Genomic DNA, 19,380 nt, shown 5'->3' with positions numbered 1-19,380 from the left:
GGGTTCCGTCATGAATAGTCGGCTCTGGGACTGTTCATGACGGAAGCCAGACCAAGCGTAGCGCGGTAGGCTTTGAAGCACAGTAAAGTTCATTTTTAAGTGTCCATTTTCTTGACAGAACTTCATACCAGCCGCTTTCCGTGCTTTACCAGCCGCTTTCCGTGCTTTACCAGCCGCTTTCCGTGCTTTACCAGCCGCCCGCTGCAAAGGAGGCTTCCTCATTGGAATCCCCTTTGCAGTGGGCGGTTTTGTTCGTCTTTTGAAAATAATTTTTGTAGATAAATCGTCATAATTGTAAAATCAATTTCAGATCAGGCAGCCATTTTCTTACACTTCGCGCCGTCGTTCTCTTATACTTAAAATGTTAGGCTAAAAATGAGGGGTTTTATTATGATTCTGCTTTTTGTGGTTGGCGGGCTGATAGCGGGAACCATCATCCCGGTTCAGACTTCGATCAATTCAAAATTGGGGTTGAAAGTGGGTTCGCCCTTTCTTGCGTCCCTGATCTCTTTTTTTATCGGAACACTGACACTTCTGATTCTTACCTTGTCAATCGACCATCGTCTGACGTTTGCGGAAGCAGCCTTTAACGTCAACCCGTGGTGGGTCTGGGTCGGCGGCGGTGTGCTCGGCGTGTGTTACCTGACAAGCAACATTCTGCTTCTGCCCAGGTTGGGAGCAGCTCTTACTGTGGTCACTACACTTTGTGGTCAGATGATCATGGCGATCTGTATTGATCAGTTCGGCTGGTTCGGCGTTCCAGTTCATGAATTCAATATGACAAGACTGATCGGTGTTGCCTGCATGCTTGTCGGTGTTGTTTTGATGAAAAGGTTTTGAACGGAGGATTTTCATGAGTAAAAAAAGTTACATAGCCACATCCACTTTTCTTTTATGGGGTGTAGTGGCAGGTATGGTATCCCCGGTTCAGACAGCGGTCAACTCGAGGCTCAGGGTTGCCGTCGATTCGCCGTTCCTCGCTTCACTTATTTCATTTGTCACGGGAACGATGCTTCTCGTTATCATTACATTGATCACGGATCGCAGGCTCAAACTCGATCTGCACATCATTCCCGAGTCCCGCTGGTGGCTATGGATCGGTGGGCCGCTCGGCGTTATTTTCGTCACATCGAATATTCTGCTCCTACCTCTGCTTGGCGCGGCACTTACCGTAACCGCTGTTTTATGCGGCCAGATGATGATCGCGCTGATCATTGACCATTTTGGCTGGTTTGGCGTAACGAAGCACAAAATCAACTGGCAGAGGGTTGTTGGGTTCGCACTGATGATTACAGGCATTATTTTGATTCAGCATTTTTAAATGAAGGCGGCAAAAAAGGCGGATGAAATGATCCGCCCTTTTCACAAAATTTGTTCCAGGTTCAGCTTTTCCTTCAGCTCCGGATTCGCCCGCTCCCACTGCCCGGGATCAGTCTGTTCGAGAAAATTACGGAGTACTTTTTTCGACGGCTTATCCATTTCGTCCAGAGCCACCTGTCCCTTCAGCGCTTTCTCCATTTTCGTGACATGATCCGCGAGGACCTTGTAGCCTCGTTTGATTGGGCGATTGATGATCATTTCAGCGGCAGCAGCCCCGGCGTAATGCGTCCCTTCCTTTGTGATTTCCGTATTCACCCAGACCAGCCAGTATTTTTTTCCGCCGCCCTGGAGATCGGCTTTGTCTTTGGAAAAACGGATGCGCCGCTCGATATCGCTGCGCGCATGGAGTGCACCTACATCAACTTCAGCCGTGCCCGCCTCCACATCAATTATGACCGGCGACATATTATCCAAATTAACCAACCCCGCGCCGAAACCGCCATGCCCTTTCGTCGCGTCGCCTTTTATAATATTAAATCCCGATTTTTTCCCATCTTGATGAAAAATATCCAAAAGCGCTCATCCTCTCAGAAAAGTGATTCATCTCACAATTCAAGATAGTATTATTTTATCATAAGCGGAGTCATCCATGCTCCGATTTTTAATTGACAGAGACTGTAATCCGGAATTAAAAATTTTAAGAAACATGCATTTGAGGAAGATTTTGCTATCACAAGCGAGGCATCCTAAAAAACCGGGTGATGGAGAGACCCAGTGAAAAGGAGTCGCTGGCTGATTTCGGTGCGCCTTCTGAATTTTGATTTCTGCTGTATTCAAAGGTAAATTTCACTGACTTGGTTAAAGTTTTTAATTTCGGAGGAACTTTCGCCCCATTCGAGGCAACTCTTCTCACGTTCGGATTAAATTCCGGCTCTCGTTCCTTTCTCAAACATCCAAACTTTTTGCGTTTCCCTGGGGTAAATTTCTACCCATTGCCAAACCTCTCCGCAACTATTATTCTTTAAGTAGCTTGCAACTTGTCTGGGGGATTTTCTACGGATGATTTTGATTAAATGTATTAAAAGTGTTTACGGGGAGACGGGCGACACGGCGCTTGATCTGCTGGAGGATCGGCTTCTCTTCAAGCTGAACAATCTTTATATGGCTGAACAGGATGAGGACGGGCATCTGCTCACTCAGGACGAAGAAGGGGAGCCACACATCATTGCTGACAGCCGGGATATTCTGACCAACGATTCATGGTTCCACGAGCATTTTGTTCTGGCCTGACCGGGATATCTGCAAATTTTCAGGAGGTAATAGATATGGCTGGTATTGACTATAACATTGTAAAAAATATAGGAACAGTTTCCCAGTCTCCAAAGGGATGGGAAAAGCAGCTAAACGTAATCAGCTGGAATGGCCGCGCGCCAAAGTACGATCTCAGGGACTGGGCACCGGATGGGCAAAAAATGGGCAAGGGTATCACGCTGTCGCTCGAAGAACTCCAGTCACTGAAACGATTGCTGAACCACATGGAGGAGCTGCAATAATTCAGTCAAATAATAAAAGGTGGATTTTTTCCATGAAGAATGGAAAAATCCATCTTTTTTTATCTCAACGGGCAGGGAATCCATTTGATTGAAATCCCTCACGCATTCCGATAGACTCAAGATTAGTGGATCACTAATTATTAAGCTTTGGAATCTTAGCTCGGGGGTTTATGCCGGATGTCAGAAGAAAAATGTTGTCTTGCACCGATTACAACGCACGGCCGATTCGGGCTGGAACGAGAAAATTTGAGAGTCAACACGGACGGTTCGCTGGCGCTGACGCCGCATCCCACCGTGTTTGGCGATAAACTGACTAATCCGGAAATCACGACCGATTTTTCGGAAAGCCAGATCGAGCTGGTCACTCCCGTGGCCCTTTCCATTCCGCAAATGCTTATTCATGAGGAGCGCTTGACACGCAGTGTTTTTAAGGGTATTAGCCCGGAGCTGCTTTGGCCCCTTAGCACACCTCCGACCGGACTCCCCGCCGAGGAACAGATCCCGATCGCCGACTTCGGTCCTGCCGGGCAAGATAAAAACGATTATCGCGCGTATCTGTCAAACAAATACGGGCGCCTTAAGCAATTGTACTGTGGCATCCATTTCAACTTTTCATTCCCCCGGGAGGAAATGGGACTTTCGTTGAATCATGCGGCCGATCGGAATCATTTTTATCTGAATCTGGCGGCAAACACGATGCGCGGACGCTTTTTCCTGGTACACCTTCTCGCAGCCAGTCCCGAAACCGTGGAGGGCGTCAGCTACCGTTCCATTCGTCTAAGTTCCCGCGGTTATAAAAACACGCGCCCGGTCTATCCCGATTATTCCACTTTGCGAGCCTATATCGCATCCATCCGCTCAGCTGTAGAACACGGCCAGATTGAGAGCCCGCGTGAACTGTACCAGCTCATCCGCATCAAAGGCCCTGGTTTTGAAGATCTGTCTTCTGAACCGGATGCCAGCCGAATCGAGCTGCGCATTCCAGATCTCAATCCTTTTTTCCGCACGGGCATCAATCCGGATGACCTTTATCTGATGCATCTCTATGTGATGTGGGCAGCGCGGCAGGAAAGCAGCCCATTTGATGTTACGGCGCAGAAAGAAGCTGACAGCCTGTCTGATCAAGCGGCACTGATGACTGTTTCCGAGACACTCGCTGGCGCCATGAACCGGATGTTTGACCGGCTACACGCTTTCGTCCTCCGGAACAGGCTTCCCGAATCTTATTCAAAAGCATTGGACCACGCTCAGGACAGATGGCTGAACCCGCACCTGCGCTACGCGGAGCGGATTACCACCCACCAATCGACAGAAAAAAACGGTGCCGGCATGTTCTGGGCTAATCAAATGAAAGATTTTTACCTGAGAACCGCGGGCAACCGCTGTATGTAGCTATATCCGTAAAATTTTGTATGAAACAAACGTTTATTTGAACCCTCTTTGTTATTTTGAAAACGATAAGTCAGCCCGTTCTGCCTGCAGGTCAGCTATGTACACTCTGGCTCTTCCGATCTCTTTATCACTGAAAGGCCTGTCCAAAGCCCGCACCTTTTCGTTCGCGGACTCACCAGGGATCTGATCAAAATAGAGCAGTGTCGAAACGAGTTCAAGAAAAGATGCGCTTTCCCCCGACAGTTTTTCAGTCATGTTTCTCACATCTGGGAGTATCTCTTTATAATGACCAATAAAACCTTCACCCGCTTCCGAAAGCCTGTACCGGTAAGTGATCCCGTCACTCTCTTCATCGGGATGCTCCAGAAGGAAGCCGAAATTGCAAAGCTCCTCCAGCTGCATCGTCAGTTCGTCCGAATGCGGACCGAAGAAATTAAAATGAAAGGTCTCATGGAACGGAAAACCCATCGTCTGTAAAATATAGATCATTTTCTGCAGCTTTTTTCTGCCGGCGATGACACCTGCCTGCTTAATGATTGCCGCAATCTTCGCATGATCTTCCAGCATTATTGATAAATCCCCCCATCTAAAACATTCAGTGACTGATTAAATGTGTAGCAGCTCGATGATCCTCTTCTTTGCCGGTAAATCATCCGGCAGGCTTAGTACCATGTCTTTTGGAAAGTACAATTTATGATCCGTCCGCCTTTTTCCGGTAATCGCGCCGACAACGTCTGATTCCCGCGAAAGTTCGTGGAGGCTGCCGTCTGGCATTTTCAGCTGGATCGGACGCCGCTCCTCTTCCTCTCCGGGCCTGTAAAAATCGTATGGACAGTCGGACGACGAGTCGACTTCCAGATAATACTCCGGATCAATGCCCGCTTCGCGGAACGCCCCGGACAGTTCCTCGTCAGCGTAGAGCTGATCCTTTGAGAGCTGCATATATTTAAAGAGGCGCCGGTTCATAAAACGGCTGCAGAGATCGCGCAATATCTCATCTTCCTCATCCTGCCAGACTTGAAAGTAATACATAATCACCGACTCGTCCAGTCGAAGATAATCCTTGAGCGACATTTTCCCTTCAAAAAGGCTGACCATCTGGAGCGGCACATTTTTAAAACTGAACCCTTCATTATAGAGCCTTTTCGCGCGATGAAGGATCTGTGTCAGAATAACCTCCGCACTGCGTGTGACCGGATGGAAGTAGACTTGCCAGTACATTTGGTATCGGCTCATAATGTAATCCTCAACAGCGTGCATGCCACTCGACTTGAACACAATCTGGTCGCCAACCGGCCTCATCACACGCCAGATTCGCTCCATATCAAAATGCCCGTAACTGACACCTGTAAAATAGGCATCACGCAGAAGGTAATCCATCCGGTCGGCATCGATCTGGCTCGAAATCAGGCTGACGACCAGCCTGTTTTCATAGGTTTTTCCAATGACGTCCGCCACTTTTTTCGGAAAATCAGGCGAAACCTGCGCAAGCACGCGGTGAATTTCCGTGTCCCCCAGAATGATTTTCTGTGTAAACTGCTCGTGATTGGTGCCGAATACTTTTTCGAAAGAGTGGGAAAAAGGACCATGCCCAACATCGTGGAGAAGTGCCGCGCACAGTGAGAGCATCGTTTCCGAATCATCCCAGTCTCCCCTGCTTTTGAAAATATCGATCACGCGCCTGGCAATTTCGTAGACACCAAGCGAATGGCCGAAGCGGCTGTGTTCCGCGCCATGGAAAGTCAGGAAAGTCGTACCGAGCTGGCGGATCCGCCGCAGCCGCTGAAACTCCGGCGTGCCGATCAGTTCCCATATTAGTCGGTCACGGACGTGAATGTAGCGGTGCACAGGATCTTTAAAAACTTTTTCCTCATTCAATTTTTCAAATCCGGTCATGAATGCCTCACCCCCCTTCATCTGTGGGACAACGCCCGTCCATTTGATTCGTCCAGTGAATCTGAAATTCATTATCCCTTTTTTGGAACATCCGTTCACGCGAACGATGTTTTTACAGATCGTCGATGATTCTTTTTCTATTTTTGAAGTAGACTGGTATCAGATGATTTTCGCGCGCCATCTCGACACCCAGGTGAAATTTCGTTCCAATGGCTTCTGGAGTATGGTTGTCTCCGCCGATCGTGACATATTCTCCGCCCAGTTCCCGATAGCGCCGGACAATGCTGTTCAGCCCCTCACGGAAGTCTTTCTGATCGATCAGCCGCAAATTGATCTCCAGACAAATGTCATGGTGAATCAACGCGGAAAGAAAGTTATCGAGCAGAATCGAGTATTCCGAGTAACGAAGTACATTGTCTCTGTACTGAAGATAGCGGCATGGATAATCAATGTGGGCAAACGTATCGATAAAAGGATTTTTGTTAATGGTGTTTTCAGCATAGATCAGATAATGAGCAAAAAAGTCCGGTTTCGGCAGAAAATTTTTTCCCTGATCGCTGCAAATATCATAGTCCTGAATGTTGTGCACTGAGCCAATGACAAAATCAAAGGAATGCTTTTCAACAATGGCGCGGTTCCGAGCGATGTAGGCTGCCCGGTTGTCCAGCCCGAGCTCTATTCCGAGCAGCAGATGATTCCCGCGGTACGCTTTATACTTTGCAAAATACTCCTCAATCGGAAATTCGACCGACGACCCGTCTTCCTGCCGTTCGTTCAGGTCACAGTGCTCGGTAATGATCAGATTCAGATGAGACTCCTGTGCTTTGCTGAGCGCGTCTTCGAGCCGCATCTCGCAATCAAATGAAAACTGAGTATGGTTGTGCGTGTCAAAAGGCATCCTGATTGTCTCCCCGGCTTCTTTTTCACTATTGTAACATTTTTACATAAACGGCGAGTTTTTTTCCATGACCATTTTCGAACAATTTCTCTCTTCAACTTATATTCTGTGAATGAAAGAGTACGGCCAGCGCGTGCTTCGCTTTCGCCCGATCGATATAGGTGTGATGCACATTTTTTACGTCGAATTTACAGATTTTGAACGTGAACTGTACGAAGATGCCCACCAGTGAAACCATGATCAGTGTGCCGATACCCACGGAACCGCCGAGAAAATAGCCGATGATCAGTGCCACCGCCTCATTCAGTGTTCTTATTAAGCGGACAGACCGTTTCGTTTTCCGCGCGAGAACAACCATCAGTCCGTCCCTCGGTCCTGTTCCGAGACCCGCGCTCAGATAAAGGTAAGTTCCAAAACTCAAAATCGCGAGTCCGGCTAGCACCATCAAAATCCGCAGAACAAACATATGATATACCGGAACTAAGTGATTCAGCATCAGCACATCCATGAAAATGCCGATGAACAGCATATTACAGATGGTGCCAAATCCAATTTTCTCACCCAGTAACCGGTTAATGATCAGAATCAGAAGAGCTACCAGGATGTTTCCCATTCCTATTGTGATATGAAAAGTCCGTGCCAGTCCCTGATGAAGCACATCCCACGGCTGCAGCCCCAGATGAGCGTTTATAGTACATACCGCGCCAAGCGCGAACAGAAACAAGCCAAGAAACAGTCTGCCCAATGTTGCAATTAATTTCAAAAACTCAGCTCCCTAAAGTCTCATGTTTTTTATTATAGAGACTATCAATCAGTCTCACAATGATTGAAACCGTCGTATCAAGCGTAAAGATGTCACTGTGCAGGGCATTTTTTATTTCAAATGCTTTATCTGTATCCAATTGCCTGCACGAATCGACAATTTCTGGAATATCCCGCGAGCCGAACAGAACGAATTTTTTGTGAGTCTTGGGAAAAACAGGCTGTGGAAAAGCGGAAAGCATTTTTTCAAGTGTGACGGATGAACGCTCATTCACCCGATAATGTCTCAGTTCCTCTAACTTTTTTCTTGTCTGCCCGCCAAAAGTCTCGCAAATGGCGGGAGAAATGCCGATTGCAGCGTCCGCATTGCTTATAAGGGCAAGACGTCCGCCCAGTGAATGGCCGATTGCGATCACCTTCCCGCCGAAAGACCGGCAATAGCTGACAATCGACTGGACATCAGACAGGACCGCTTCATCAAACTCCAGTGCATTCTCCCCGTGTCCGCGAAGATCAATGACAAATGTCTTCAAACCGGTTTCTGCTATTCGAAACGCAAGCCCCAGCTGCTCCTCCTTAGAACCGCCGTAACCATGGATGACCAGGGCTGTCCCTACTTCATTTTCTGGTGTCAAAACAATGGCCGGTGTATTTGCTGTCTTTAACCTGATGATTGCCCGCTGAATTTCCATTTGAAGGCCTCCTAATTATAGTTTGATATCAAAGTATTTATGCAAAAAACAGCTGTGTTCCTATCATGCGATACAGTGGAAGTTCTTCAAGGCGGGTCACAGAATTTCGGTGCGACTTTTGCCAGATTAGGTGCGGTTTTCCGTGTTTTCGGTGCGAGTTTTCTCCAATTCGGTGCAACTCGTTATCCAATTTCCACCAGCCAAATGTCTTCAATATTCTAGTCCATGTTATGATAAATTTTCCCGACAAGCTGCTGAAACCTGCTAATCTCTTCGTCTGTCATTCCTGAGTAAGCCCTAGTATACAAGTCTTTAGTAACCTGTTTGAAGAATGGTTCAAGGCTTTTCCCCTTTTCTGTCAGGCAAACGAAACTTGAACGGCGGTCTGAAGCATTTTCTTTGGAAAAAACGTAACCTTTGCGCTCAAGTTTGCGGACGAGTTGAGTGACGGTCGACCGGTCTCTGTGAATCAGAGTAGCTATCTCTGTCATCGTCACCTCGTTTCGTTTAAACAAGGCGGCCAGAATATCACCGTGCGAAGGAGCTAGCTCGTTCATTCCCAGCCCACGCAGTTTCCCAATCAGAAATATATTTGCTTTCTCATGTATTCTACTAATTAGGTGGATTGTATTGTCGGTTTTCATAATCCAATAATACTTTGATGTCAAATTAAATTCAACAATTTCGCTTTTACCTAGCAGACGTAAACTACCAGCTATCCCGAAAGAGCCAGTCCAAACACATTTGATGCGTGATTGACACACCATCCCGATCCATGATTCAATGTTCCTGTGGAATGAAAAAACACAATCCGGTCGGTAGTCCGGATGCATCGGTTACAGCGATGCCAGTATCCTTCCCTCCTCGGGATGTCCGTCATTCCATTCAATTACTTCAGAGGAGGGACCGTTTTGAAACTAACAGTGTATTTTGATGGGCAATTTTGGGTCGGGATTATTGAAGTGTTATGCAATGAAAATCTAAAGGTATTCCGACATATCTTTGGTCCGGAACCCAATAATCAGCAAATCCTTTCATTTGTTTCGCGGCCGTTGCCCCGGATCCTGGATCGTAGCCGGACAGCAAAACCTGTGGATGCTGCTGAATCTCTTAGCGGGCATCCGTTGAGCCCAAAGCGTGCGCAGCGCATGGCTGCAAAAGCCTTGAAAAAGAAGGGAATCGGAACAAAGGCTCAAAACGTGATGAGGGAGGCCATCCATGCGCACAAGGCGGAATTAAAACACGCCGCCAAAATCAAGCGTGAAACCCTGATCAGAGAACGCTATTTGCTCAGAAAAGAAAAAGCTAAGCAGAAACATCGCGGGAAATGAGAAAGCCTGATCAATTTTTACGATAAAGAAAACTTGGCGAAGCCAAGCCTCTGGCGCAGGCTAAGCCATAGTTGCACTTACACTTTAATCCCTTAAATTTTTATACTTAAAGTGTAAAAAGACGTTCACACCCAATGGAGGGTCGTGAACGCCTTTTTTCTACTCATAAAAGTAAAAATTGATTATTTTGATTCCGTTGGTTTTGAATAAATCTTGATGACTTCATCACCGGATTTGGTGCTTCCGGTCGATGGAACAACCGCTTCATAATCACCCGTATTTGTGATCAGAACCATTGTAGTTGTATCGTAGCCGGCTTCTTTGATTTTGTCCACATCAAAAGTGGCAATCAGTTCACCCTTATGGACTTTAGCGCCCTTCTCCACTTTCGGTTCGAAGTATTTGCCATTAAGCTGAACTGTATTAATACCGATGTGAATCAGGATTTCTGAACCGTTGTCGGATTTAATGCCGTAAGCATGTCCGGTCGGGAAAGCTACAGTAATTTCCCCATCAACGGGAGAAACAACTTTACCAACCGCGGGTTCGATGCCGACACCCTTTCCCATTGCTTCTGAACTAAAGACCGGATCGCTGACCGTTTTCAGCGAAACCGCCTTTCCCTCCAGTGGGCTTTGAATCGTGTCGGCCAAGGTTAAGCCCGAAAGATCAACAGCAGGTTCTTCAACAGCTGCTGCTTCATCCTCTGCGTCACCCAGTTTTGCTTTTACGGCTGCGGATTTCTTCTCTGTCAGGCTCTTTTTGCCGGAAGTCACTTTAGCAAAAAACTTTTCAGTGTTACTTTCGTTGAATCCAAACGCGACAACCAACAGAAAAGCGCAGAGCCAAGCGGCAAGTCCCGCAATAGCCGCCCACACGATGCTTGAATTTCTTCCGATAAACAACGGCGTTTCAAACACATTCATGATTGGCGTGTAATTAAAGCATTTGACACCTGTAACACCAATGATTGCTCCGCCAATTGCTCCGCCGAGCAGGCCGAAAATGAAGGCCTTTTTGTATTTTAAGTTTACGCCGTAAATCGCCGGTTCCGTGATTCCGAAAAATCCGCTGATTGCCGCGGAAATAGCAATTTCTCTGTTTTTTGCCTTTTTAGCTCTGATGATCGCACCTGTAACAGCGCCGAATTGTCCAGCCACCGCACAGAACATAACAGCCAGGAGCGTATCATAACCATAGGTCTGAATATTGATCTGAGAGATCGGGAGAATGCCCCAATGCAGGCCAAAAATAACAAAGATCTGAAAAGTGCCACCCAGAATGGCCCCGGCAATCAGCGGGCTCAAGTTATACAGAAATTTATATCCATAAGCCAAACCTGTACCAAGTTCAGTGCCAAGCGGCCCGATAATGAAAAAGGTCAGCAGTCCGGCAACAATCAGTGTCAGGAATGGAACAAACACCAGTTGAGTCACGGCCGGCAAATGCTTTTTGAACCATCTTTCGATGTAGCTTTCCAGCCAGATCGCCAGAATTGTCGGAATGACCGCCCCACTATACGTTTTAAAATCAACGGGGTAACTTCCCAGATGAGTCAGGTCCGGAATCTTGTTATCCGTTAACGGGTAAATCATCGCGGCTGCGAGTGCGACGGCAATAAAACGGTTTGTGTTAAATTTATCTGCCGCAGTAATTGCGATAAAGATTGGCAAAAGCGTAAATAAACCGCTTGCCAATGCATTGATGCTGATATAAATCGGTGATGCGGCCGGCAGCCAGTGAAGCGTTGAGATCAGAATGGCCAGGCCCTTCAATACACCCGCCCCGGCAAGGACTGAAATAAATGGGGTGAAAATACCTGAAATCACAGCAACGAACTTTTCAAACCAGCTTTCCTTCTCCGCCGGTTCGGCACTTTCAGGATCGCTGCCATTCGCGCTCAGCCCCGAACTCGTATCGCTGTCTGCTGCGCTAAAGTGGTACTGATCCATGATCGCTTCATAAACCGGAACAACTTCATCGCCGATGACAACCTGATACTGTCCGCCCGCGCTCACCGCAGTCAGCACTTTCGGCAGCTCTTCAAGCGCCGCTTTGTCGGCTTTGCTGTGGTCTTTCAGTCTGAAACGCAATCTTGTAGCGCAATGAATTAATGAATTGACGTTTTCCTTACCCCCAACATTGGCGACAATATTCTCCGCGAGCTGGGTGTAATCCCTTTTGCCCATTTTTTCAAATCCTCCTAATAAAACGTTTGCAAAAAATATTTTACATCACTGAAACGTCACAATCAAAATAAATTTCTTACAAATTAAACACAAAAATCATCTTTGAATGGCGGCATTCACTTCTTGTAAGCAAAGTGCCGCCGTGAAATCGCAAAAAAGCCGCTCACATATGTTGCGGCGGCTTTATCCCTTGCGCAGTGAACAAAAATAAGTTTAGCGCAAGCGGTTCCTTTTTGTCAAATATTATTTCATTGCTGTTTCCAAAAAACTGATTTCAGTAGCTCACCATGACCCATTCCCCGATATCGGAAAAGCCCAGCTTCTTATATATTTTCCCCGCTTCCGGATTATCATAAAAAAGGCAGGGCTGTTTATGCTCCGCTTTAAGTGCGGCAATCATTTTTATCAGGCAGCCGGTTGCAAAGCCCCGGTGTTCATAACCTTTTTTAGTACAGACACCGACAATCATCGCTGCGCCGCGTGTTTCAGCAGTTGTTGAAACGACACTGACCGGTTCATCCTTCTCCTCAATATAATAGGTTCTTGAAAATCCCTTCTCCATATTTTTCTGAAGGTCAGAGGGATCTTCGGACGAATCCGCAAATTCTGCGATCTCCGATCTAAGCTGCACAATTTTATCCGCTTCTTCAGGAAAAGCCATTTTGACGTCCCCGCGCGCGGCGTCCTTATTCAGTGGGAGGTCGTCTTCACGTTTCGCATAAAAGCAAAGCTTTTTCCCTTTCTCTGTTCTGCTGATATAAGGAAGAATTTTCCCAACCTGTGTTTTCAGCCCGGAAATCATCCTTAACGGACCTGCCTGAATGATCACATCTCCCCATGCCTTTCCATCCAGCTGATCAATATTTCTGGCATAGGGAATGAAATTCTCCTTGTAGCGCAGCAAAATACTTGTCAGTGATCCTGATTCATCAAAATCCCCCCAGACCGTCACTGTGTCACTGTCAAAGCCAAATGCGTCAATGTCGCCAATAATGAACAGATTTTCAGCCGGACGATCGCCCGCAAAAGCGAGCACCGCTTCTCTGTCTTTTTCTGCCAATTGCCGGATCATGATGTATTCCCTCCCTGTTTTTCTTTCCCCCATACTCAAATTATTTTGATTTTCCCGGCCTCTGAGCCGGAATCTGTTTTCTCTTTTATTCATTAGAATACTTGCCTTGGGCGTACGATTACTCCTATCTATGCACCCGACTCGTCCCATTGTCAAGAAACATGGCATCGCTTGTTGCATCTATTTTAAGAAAAAATTTTTCAATTTGAAGTGACAGAAAGCACAGATCATGAACTGTGATAATTAGAAAAGTGTGCCAGCACCTCTTATCCAATCTACGTTAATTATTTAAAAAGCTATTTCGGGAAAATCCACGAAGTTGATCTAAATAACCCAGAATCATATTTCTTCTTGTATTTGGGTATCCCATTTCTCTTCTAAGTGCTTTCAATTGAATATCTGGTTTAAAATTCCGGATTCGATTAATGCGAGCCATTTCATTTAAATCAAAAGATGTTTTAAAAAGGACAAATTCTGAAATAAACCGACTCACAGGAATTTTATCCAGATCCTCATTTCCTTTCCACTCAAATAATGTTATTTGATTTTGAAAATGCACCAAGTTATCCTCCTGAATCAGGAACCTGTAAATTAAATCACTTTTAATCTTCGCACTGTCCGAATCTGAATAGTAGTTCTTTTCTATTACAAAAGCGATGATTCCAATAAACGTATCAATGATTTGAAGAGGTATTGAATTGCATGACTCCTCAGAGTGGACGTCATTCACAGTATAACCATTGTTTCTATAAGCTGAATGAGCATTCATCTGTTCCTTAACCTTTGAATAAAGCCGAAGCTTACGGTATTCATCATTTCTGTCAACAACAATTCTAATATCCCGGTCACTCTCTATTCGCCGAGTTAATCCATAAAAAAGACGTTCAGGTATTTTAACATATAATAAGCTCCTCAGTTCATTTATCTTGATTTGCATCTGATCAGATACTCTTTTAGCATCGTGATTATCAACAATCAATATATTTATAGTGACATCCTGATTAATCACATAGTTAAGAACAGTGAGATACTTTTTTAAATACTGATCATGCTTATACTCCGTAAAGTGCAGTTCGCTCTGTGTGCCAAGATCTGCGAAAATATTTTTAACCGTTTGATTGATTCTTTTCATTGATGTATCATCGCTGCCATAAGCACCATAGTAAGAAAAAAGTTTATCCGGTTGGTCAATTTTACCGGATTCATCGAAGTAGATTGAATAAACCATATAAGTTCCACCTGTCCCTCAGCTTGACAATTAAATCAATGTATATTATATTGATAATATTTAAATATATCGGTTGGGGTGTGCTTTTCACTGCTTACGTTAGCGGAGCTGGGTACATTCCTTAAAATAACTCTTCCCAGCTTACTTTAGCAGGGCTGAGTTATTTTATTTTATTCTGAAATCGCCCTAAACTGGAACATACATTCCTTTTATGCCAATTATACCAATATTTCAAAATAAAATGGATCTTAAATTGTGACGAAAAAATGAACCCATACCAATGTCCACTGACCTAGCTACCTCTACTGTCTTGTTGTTTTCATTTTTACACTGTGTAAGCTGGGGTACAATGCTTCACTTTTTGAACATCCTGAGCTTTTGGGCATGCCAAGAATCCTGTTCTCCGCTCTCTTCAAAGAATTGATTGAGATACAGAATCATGAATTGCTGGCGTTCTTCGGCAAGCGCTTTTCCCGCTTCCGTGTTCATCCGATCTTTAAGCAGAAATAATTTCTCAAAAAAGTGATTCACCGTTGTAGACTGTTTCTGCTTATACTCTTCCGCCGAGTGATGCATTTGGGGCAGAATATTCGGATCGAACATTGCTCTTTTTTTGAAGCCGCCATAGGCAAACGCTCTGGCGATACCCACCGCCCCGATGGCATCAAGCCGATCCGCGTCTTGAACAATCTTTCCTTCCAAAGTTTGCATCGGTGTCGGAACACCGGCTCCCTTGAATGAAAGGCGGCTGATGATCCGGCAGACATGATCAATCATCTGCTCGCCGATGTGTCTGGACTTCAGCCATCTTCCTGCCGCTTCAGGGCCGGCCGCATCATCACCGCCGTTGAATTTCCAGTCGTCAATGTCGTGCAGAAGTGCTGCCAGTTCGACAACCTCTTTGTTCACACCTGGATCGCGTTCCCGTTCGAGCAGCTGAAGGCTCGTCTGATAGACACGCCGGATATGCTCCCAGTCATGGCCGCTCCCCTCTCCGTAAAATTTTTCTCTGATCAATCCCTTGGTCTCCTCGACAATGCTCATAATTTTCCTCCATCCGGGGATTTTTTTGACACCATACAGTAAGCAGCTCTCCTGATTGTTTCAGGACAGCTGCGCTGCAAAATGAGTCATTATGACGTTTAGATTTCCTCGTATCTTTCATCCGGAACCGGACCATTGCGCCCGTCTTCGCGGTCCATGGCATCAATCACCTGCATTTCTTCGTCCGTCAGCGAAAAACCGTAAACGTCCGCGTTCTGAGCAATGCGCTTCGGTGTCTGGGATTTTGGAATGACAATCGTGCCGCTCTGAAGATGCCAGCGGATGATCACCTGCGCCGGTGATTTACCGTATTTTTCGGCGATCTTGCCAATCGTTTCATCGCTGAGCACCGCACCGCGTCCGAGCGGGCTCCAGGCTTCAACAGCGATACCCTCTTTTTTCAGATAACCACGCAGCTCTGACTGTGTGAAGTACGGATGAATTTCCATCTGGTCGACGGCCGGTTTAACATTGGCTTTTGTCGCCAATTTTTCAATATGATGGATTTCAAAGTTGCTTACACCGATCGCGTGCACCAGCTTCTCATCATACAATCGTTCAAATGCCTTCCACGTTTCAAAAAAATGTTTCTTGCTCGGCCAGTGGACGAGAAGCAGGTCGATCTGCTCGACCTGCAGGTCTTTCAGCGACTGATTGATCGCTTTCAATGTACTGTCATAACCTTGCAGCGGGTTGTCGATCTTGGTCGTGATGAACAGATCATTTCTTGGGTATCCGGACTCCCGCAGCAATTTACCGAGTAACGCTTCATTTCTGTAAAATTCCGCCGTGTCGAACGCACGGTATCCGGAATCAAGCGCTTTGTCAATCGCCGCGCGCGCCTTGTCCTGATCCGTGATCAGATAAACGCCGAAGCCAAGCTGCGGCATCTCCACGCCATTGTTCAGCTTTACCGTATCGATGATTGATGTGACCATCTGTCAGACACCTCTTCTACTTTTCAAATCCTCACTGTCAGTATATCGTTCAGAAAATCGGGCTTCAAACGAAATAGCCCGGTGTCAAAGGATTGTCACATCGCGTATCTTCTTAGCGAAAAAAATCCGTCCCATTCTTTCAAGACGGATCAATCGATTCTATTTATGGCAATCCTTATTCTAGGTTAAATTCAGAACGTCACAACAATTTTACCGCGCGCGTGATGCGTTTCACTCAGGGCATGGGCGTCCTTAATTCCCTGTTCAGAAAAAGGAAATTCTGCGCCTACGATTGCCTTCACTTTTCCGGAGGCAAGAAGGTCCGCAATTTCCTTGAGTTGACGGCCGTTTTCTTTGAGCCAGATGGCCTTGGCAGACACTTGGTAGGTTGTAGCGAGTTCTGGATCGGGGGCACCGACGACGGAAACAAGCCGTCCGGTCTCTTTTTTTAATACTTTAAAACTTTGCCGTTGCACCTCTCCGCCCATTGTATCGAAGACGACATCCAGGTCAGTGAGGACTTTTTCGAAAGGAGTGGCATGGTAGTCAATCACTTCATCGGCACCCAACGATTTGAGAAAGTCACTGTTTTCCGCACTTGCTGTTGTAATCACATACGCTCCCCGGTTTTTGGCAAATTGAATGGCAAGACTGCCGACACCGCCAGCACCGGCGTGAATCAGTACTTTCTCATTCGGCTGCAAGTCCGCGTGATCGAAAAGCGCCTGCCAGGCGGTCAGACCAGCAAGAGGAACAGACGCCGCTTCGGCAAACGATAGATTTTCAGGTATTCGGGCAAGTAGATGATCATCGACAAGCGTGTATTCCGCATACGATCCGAATCGTGTCGTCGCCGGACGGGCGAAGACGCGGTCGCCCTTTTTCCAGCCTGCAACCTGTTCGCCAAGCTCCGTGATCGTCCCGGCAACATCCCATCCGAGAATAATCGGGAACGGCCAGTCAAATTTTTGTTTTGCATAACCCTCCCGCAGCTTCCAGTCTATTGGATTGATCGACGTTGCGGCTAATTTGACAAGGACCTGATGCGGCCCCGGAACCGGATCAGCCACATTCATTTCGCGCAATTCCTCTTTACTTCCATATTGATTTATAACAACGGCTTTCATAAAAAATCAGCTCCCTGTATCTGCAGTGTAAAATTATCTTATACCTGATCCGAGCGATGAGGAAATGATCTGCTTTTTATCCGATTGAGGATTGTGAATGAATCCAGATGGAGCAGCCTCCAGGCCACTAGATGCCCTTATTAAGATTTCTACGAAAGAAGCGGCACCTGCTATAATGACAGTAGAATGAATGAAAGGTGCGGTGCGGAATGTCTCTTCTTAATCAACCGCTCTGGCGTGTGTTCGATCAGTCAACACTTGGCGACGGATTTGACGGCAGGCAGTCGTTTGCACTGGATGACACGTTGTGCGAGTCCGTCGGGTCCGGCGCGTCGCCAAGCGTGGCCAGGCTATGGGTTCACCAGTCAACTGTAATGCTCGGTATTCAGGACACGCGGCTACCTCATCTAAAAAACGCGCTTGATGTTCTGGACCAGGCAGGTTTTAACTATATCGTGAGGAACTCCGGTGGACTTGCTGTCGTACTTGATGAGGGTGTGCTGAATCTCTCGCTGATTTTTTCCGAGAAAGAGCGCCAGCTGTCGATTGACGAACCTTTTCAGGCGATGGCTGATTTTATAAAAAATGTGCTTGATCCTTTTCAGATTAGGTTTGAAACGGGTGAAATCACCCGATCCTATTGTCCTGGGCGTTATGACCTGAGTACGGGTGGCCGCAAATTTGCAGGCATCTCTCAGCGGCGGGTCAGAAACGGGGTAGCTGTCCAGATTTATCTGTGCGTCAGTGGAAGTGGTACTCAGCGCGGCGACCTGATCCGCTCCTTTTATCGGGAGGGACTTCAGGGAGAGGCTGCACGATTCAGCTACCCCGACGTTGATCCTACGGTCATGGCGTCGCTTGAGGAAATCAGCGGTTCAGAACTGACGGTAGCGGGGGCTGCTTCAGCTGTGATTCGAGCGCTTCAGTCAACCGGAAAAATAGTCAGCATATCTCTTTCGGATAAGGAAAGCCGTTTATTTGGCGCTTATTATGAACGGATGATTCGACGAAATGACAAAGCCTTCGAGAATCTTTGATGATCCGGGAAGGACGGTTTGAAAAAAAAGCAGCGAACACTATGCCATGCACAGAGTTTGTCAGAAAGGATAAAATTCATGAATTTTCTAAAAAAGGGGGGCTGCGCGTTTCTTTTTGTCCTCATAGCAGCGGCACTTGCAGCTTGCACACCTCCCGGTTTCTCCAGCGGCAATCCTTCTCATCCGCAAGAAGAGGCGATGCATCAAAAGAATGCGCCTGTCGCTGAAGAAAAGGCGAAAGAGATTTCCCAGTCAAGACCCACACCAGTCAATTGGAACAAGCCGTCAGGCGGTGCTTATCCAGTGCTGAAAAGCGGTGAAGCGATCTGGCTTGACGTCTCCGTCGGGCAACAAAGGGTTTACGTCAAGGACGGGAAACGGACAATTTATACAATGCTGGCTTCGACCGGCCTTGACAACGGTCCCGATACGACCACACCGCTCGGTACCTATCATATCCAGGCTGAGCGCGGTACATGGTTCTACGCACCGCAGTATAAGGAAGGAGCGGAATACTGGGTGTCCTGGAAAAATCATGGGGAATTCCTGTTTCACAGCGTTCCGATGGATAAAAACAGGCATGTGCTCAAGGCTGACGCAGAGAAACTCGGGAGTGAAACAGATTCCCACGGATGCATCCACCTCACGATTCCGGATGCCAAGTGGATCTATGAACATATTCCCTTTAATACAAAAGTGGTCATTCATGCGTAGACTCTGCTGAATCAATAGACTTATTCAGATTTCTAATGGTTTCATCCTTACACGTATGATCACTCCAATAATAGAACAGGTATTGCAAAACGATCAAAAATGCGAAATAGATCTGAATAGAAAAACAAAAACAGCTGCTCACCAAAGAGAACAGCTGTTTTTGTCCTATTGAATTCAAGGATCGGGG

The 19,380-nt window shown here is 46.6% G+C and carries 22 protein-coding genes; 8 read left to right on the top strand and 14 right to left on the bottom strand.

Annotated elements, in window-relative coordinates; all coding sequences use genetic code 11:
- A partial coding sequence (locus E4665_RS18370) for a hypothetical protein (RefSeq protein WP_206663579.1) occupies nucleotides 1-222 on the bottom strand: 222 nt, incomplete at its 3' end.
- Nucleotides 223-390: 168 nt separating this feature from the next.
- On the opposite strand from E4665_RS18370, the gene E4665_RS10185 reads away from it, so the two are divergent.
- Nucleotides 391-840, top strand: coding sequence for a DMT family transporter (locus tag E4665_RS10185; RefSeq protein ID WP_135348687.1), 450 nt, complete (start codon nucleotides 391-393; stop codon nucleotides 838-840).
- Between the two features lie 13 nt (nucleotides 841-853).
- Nucleotides 854-1,321: a DMT family transporter gene (locus E4665_RS10180; protein ID WP_135348686.1), complete on the top strand. Its 468-nt coding sequence runs from the start codon at nucleotides 854-856 to the stop codon at nucleotides 1,319-1,321.
- Nucleotides 1,322-1,362: 41 nt separating this feature from the next.
- On the opposite strand, the gene E4665_RS10175 is transcribed toward E4665_RS10180, so the two are convergent.
- Nucleotides 1,363-1,893: a YwhD family protein gene (locus tag E4665_RS10175; RefSeq protein WP_174845478.1), complete on the bottom strand. Its 531-nt coding sequence runs from the start codon at nucleotides 1,891-1,893 to the stop codon at nucleotides 1,363-1,365.
- A 486-nt stretch (nucleotides 1,894-2,379) separates the two neighbouring features.
- Between E4665_RS10175 and E4665_RS10170 the strand changes: the two genes are divergently transcribed.
- The 3 genes from E4665_RS10170 (at nucleotide 2,380) to E4665_RS10160 (ending at nucleotide 4,265) form a co-directional block, all read left to right on the top strand.
- Nucleotides 2,380-2,610, top strand: coding sequence for a hypothetical protein (locus E4665_RS10170; RefSeq protein ID WP_135348685.1), 231 nt, complete (start codon nucleotides 2,380-2,382; stop codon nucleotides 2,608-2,610).
- Nucleotides 2,611-2,645: 35 nt separating this feature from the next.
- Nucleotides 2,646-2,873 (top strand): YdbC family protein, encoded by a 228-nt coding sequence (locus E4665_RS10165; protein WP_135348684.1) that lies wholly within the window; start codon nucleotides 2,646-2,648, stop codon nucleotides 2,871-2,873.
- 177 nt (nucleotides 2,874-3,050) lie between these two features.
- Nucleotides 3,051-4,265 carry a glutathione synthase gene (locus tag E4665_RS10160; RefSeq protein WP_135348683.1) on the top strand — a complete coding sequence of 405 codons (1,215 nt, stop codon included), beginning with the start codon at nucleotides 3,051-3,053 and terminating at the stop codon, nucleotides 4,263-4,265.
- Between the two features lie 51 nt (nucleotides 4,266-4,316).
- On the opposite strand, the gene E4665_RS10155 is transcribed toward E4665_RS10160, so the two are convergent.
- The 6 genes from E4665_RS10155 to E4665_RS10130 form a co-directional block, all read right to left on the bottom strand.
- Nucleotides 4,317-4,832, bottom strand: a complete 516-nt coding sequence (locus tag E4665_RS10155) for a YwgA family protein (protein WP_135348682.1) — start codon at nucleotides 4,830-4,832, stop codon at nucleotides 4,317-4,319.
- Nucleotides 4,833-4,871: 39 nt separating this feature from the next.
- Entirely contained in the window at nucleotides 4,872-6,161 is a 1,290-nt protein-coding gene (locus E4665_RS10150; protein WP_135348681.1) for an HD domain-containing protein, read from the bottom strand.
- Between the two features lie 112 nt (nucleotides 6,162-6,273).
- The gene (locus tag E4665_RS10145; protein ID WP_135348680.1) at nucleotides 6,274-7,059 is read right to left on the bottom strand and encodes a PHP domain-containing protein; all 786 of its coding nucleotides are present in this window, start codon (nucleotides 7,057-7,059) and stop codon (nucleotides 6,274-6,276) included.
- A 94-nt stretch (nucleotides 7,060-7,153) separates the two neighbouring features.
- Nucleotides 7,154-7,822, bottom strand: a complete 669-nt coding sequence (locus E4665_RS10140) for a YczE/YyaS/YitT family protein (protein WP_135348679.1) — start codon at nucleotides 7,820-7,822, stop codon at nucleotides 7,154-7,156.
- Nucleotides 7,823-7,826: 4 nt separating this feature from the next.
- On the bottom strand, nucleotides 7,827-8,513 hold the full coding sequence (locus E4665_RS10135) for an alpha/beta hydrolase (protein WP_135348678.1): 687 nt from the start codon (nucleotides 8,511-8,513) through the stop codon (nucleotides 7,827-7,829).
- 218 nt (nucleotides 8,514-8,731) lie between these two features.
- Nucleotides 8,732-9,070 (bottom strand): MarR family winged helix-turn-helix transcriptional regulator, encoded by a 339-nt coding sequence (locus E4665_RS10130; protein WP_206663578.1) that lies wholly within the window; start codon nucleotides 9,068-9,070, stop codon nucleotides 8,732-8,734.
- 354 nt (nucleotides 9,071-9,424) lie between these two features.
- Here E4665_RS10130 and E4665_RS10125 point away from each other — a divergent pair, with 354 nt between their 5' ends.
- Nucleotides 9,425-9,844: a YjdF family protein gene (locus E4665_RS10125; RefSeq protein ID WP_167815180.1), complete on the top strand. Its 420-nt coding sequence runs from the start codon at nucleotides 9,425-9,427 to the stop codon at nucleotides 9,842-9,844.
- A gap of 182 nt (nucleotides 9,845-10,026) precedes the next feature.
- Here the strand turns inward: E4665_RS10125 and E4665_RS10120 are convergent, their stop codons facing one another.
- From E4665_RS10120 to E4665_RS10095, 6 genes are all read right to left on the bottom strand, one after another.
- A complete protein-coding gene (locus E4665_RS10120) occupies nucleotides 10,027-12,033 on the bottom strand; it encodes a beta-glucoside-specific PTS transporter subunit IIABC (RefSeq protein ID WP_135348675.1) in 2,007 nt (668 codons plus the stop codon).
- A gap of 274 nt (nucleotides 12,034-12,307) precedes the next feature.
- Nucleotides 12,308-13,105: a GNAT family N-acetyltransferase gene (locus E4665_RS10115; RefSeq protein WP_135348674.1), complete on the bottom strand. Its 798-nt coding sequence runs from the start codon at nucleotides 13,103-13,105 to the stop codon at nucleotides 12,308-12,310.
- Nucleotides 13,106-13,385: 280 nt separating this feature from the next.
- Nucleotides 13,386-14,333, bottom strand: coding sequence for a DUF3800 domain-containing protein (locus tag E4665_RS10110; protein ID WP_135348673.1), 948 nt, complete (start codon nucleotides 14,331-14,333; stop codon nucleotides 13,386-13,388).
- Nucleotides 14,334-14,687: 354 nt separating this feature from the next.
- Entirely contained in the window at nucleotides 14,688-15,377 is a 690-nt protein-coding gene (locus tag E4665_RS10105) for an HD domain-containing protein (protein WP_135348672.1), read from the bottom strand.
- 98 nt (nucleotides 15,378-15,475) lie between these two features.
- The gene (locus E4665_RS10100) at nucleotides 15,476-16,315 is read right to left on the bottom strand and encodes an aldo/keto reductase (protein WP_135348671.1); all 840 of its coding nucleotides are present in this window, start codon (nucleotides 16,313-16,315) and stop codon (nucleotides 15,476-15,478) included.
- A gap of 191 nt (nucleotides 16,316-16,506) precedes the next feature.
- Complete coding sequence (locus E4665_RS10095) at nucleotides 16,507-17,442, bottom strand: NADP-dependent oxidoreductase (protein WP_135348670.1); 936 nt, start codon at nucleotides 17,440-17,442, stop codon at nucleotides 16,507-16,509.
- A 209-nt stretch (nucleotides 17,443-17,651) separates the two neighbouring features.
- Between E4665_RS10095 and E4665_RS10090 the strand changes: the two genes are divergently transcribed.
- Entirely contained in the window at nucleotides 17,652-18,479 is an 828-nt protein-coding gene (locus E4665_RS10090; RefSeq protein ID WP_135348669.1) for a lipoate--protein ligase family protein, read from the top strand.
- A gap of 78 nt (nucleotides 18,480-18,557) precedes the next feature.
- Nucleotides 18,558-19,193, top strand: coding sequence for a L,D-transpeptidase (locus tag E4665_RS10085; protein WP_135348668.1), 636 nt, complete (start codon nucleotides 18,558-18,560; stop codon nucleotides 19,191-19,193).
- Nucleotides 19,194-19,380 lie beyond the last annotated feature (187 nt).

The organism is Sporolactobacillus shoreae, from assembly GCF_004684935.1.
In the GTDB taxonomy this organism is placed as follows: Bacteria; Bacillota; Bacilli; order Bacillales; family Sporolactobacillaceae; genus Sporolactobacillus; species Sporolactobacillus shoreae.
This window is presented reverse-complemented; position numbering and strand designations above follow the sequence as displayed.

Bases quoted from the DNA above. Each gene is read 5' to 3' on its own strand.
- E4665_RS10185 (WP_135348687.1), top strand. From the start codon at position 391: ATGATTCTGCTTTTTGTGGTTGGCGGGCTGATAGCGGGAACCATCATC.
- E4665_RS10180 (WP_135348686.1), top strand. From the start codon at position 854: ATGAGTAAAAAAAGTTACATAGCCACATCCACTTTTCTTTTATGGGGT.
- E4665_RS10170 (WP_135348685.1), top strand. From the start codon at position 2,380: ATGATTTTGATTAAATGTATTAAAAGTGTTTACGGGGAGACGGGCGAC.
- E4665_RS10165 (WP_135348684.1), top strand. From the start codon at position 2,646: ATGGCTGGTATTGACTATAACATTGTAAAAAATATAGGAACAGTTTCC.
- E4665_RS10160 (WP_135348683.1), top strand. From the start codon at position 3,051: ATGTCAGAAGAAAAATGTTGTCTTGCACCGATTACAACGCACGGCCGA.
- E4665_RS10155 (WP_135348682.1), bottom strand. From the start codon at position 4,832: ATGCTGGAAGATCATGCGAAGATTGCGGCAATCATTAAGCAGGCAGGT.
- E4665_RS10150 (WP_135348681.1), bottom strand. From the start codon at position 6,161: ATGACCGGATTTGAAAAATTGAATGAGGAAAAAGTTTTTAAAGATCCT.
- E4665_RS10145 (WP_135348680.1), bottom strand. From the start codon at position 7,059: ATGCCTTTTGACACGCACAACCATACTCAGTTTTCATTTGATTGCGAG.
- E4665_RS10135 (WP_135348678.1), bottom strand. From the start codon at position 8,513: ATGGAAATTCAGCGGGCAATCATCAGGTTAAAGACAGCAAATACACCG.
- E4665_RS10130 (WP_206663578.1), bottom strand. From the start codon at position 9,070: ATGAACGAGCTAGCTCCTTCGCACGGTGATATTCTGGCCGCCTTGTTT.
- E4665_RS10120 (WP_135348675.1), bottom strand. From the start codon at position 12,033: ATGGGCAAAAGGGATTACACCCAGCTCGCGGAGAATATTGTCGCCAAT.
- E4665_RS10115 (WP_135348674.1), bottom strand. From the start codon at position 13,105: ATGATCCGGCAATTGGCAGAAAAAGACAGAGAAGCGGTGCTCGCTTTT.
- E4665_RS10110 (WP_135348673.1), bottom strand. From the start codon at position 14,333: ATGGTTTATTCAATCTACTTCGATGAATCCGGTAAAATTGACCAACCG.
- E4665_RS10105 (WP_135348672.1), bottom strand. From the start codon at position 15,377: ATGAGCATTGTCGAGGAGACCAAGGGATTGATCAGAGAAAAATTTTAC.
- E4665_RS10100 (WP_135348671.1), bottom strand. From the start codon at position 16,315: ATGGTCACATCAATCATCGATACGGTAAAGCTGAACAATGGCGTGGAG.
- E4665_RS10095 (WP_135348670.1), bottom strand. From the start codon at position 17,442: ATGAAAGCCGTTGTTATAAATCAATATGGAAGTAAAGAGGAATTGCGC.
- E4665_RS10090 (WP_135348669.1), top strand. From the start codon at position 17,652: ATGTCTCTTCTTAATCAACCGCTCTGGCGTGTGTTCGATCAGTCAACA.
- E4665_RS10085 (WP_135348668.1), top strand. From the start codon at position 18,558: ATGAATTTTCTAAAAAAGGGGGGCTGCGCGTTTCTTTTTGTCCTCATA.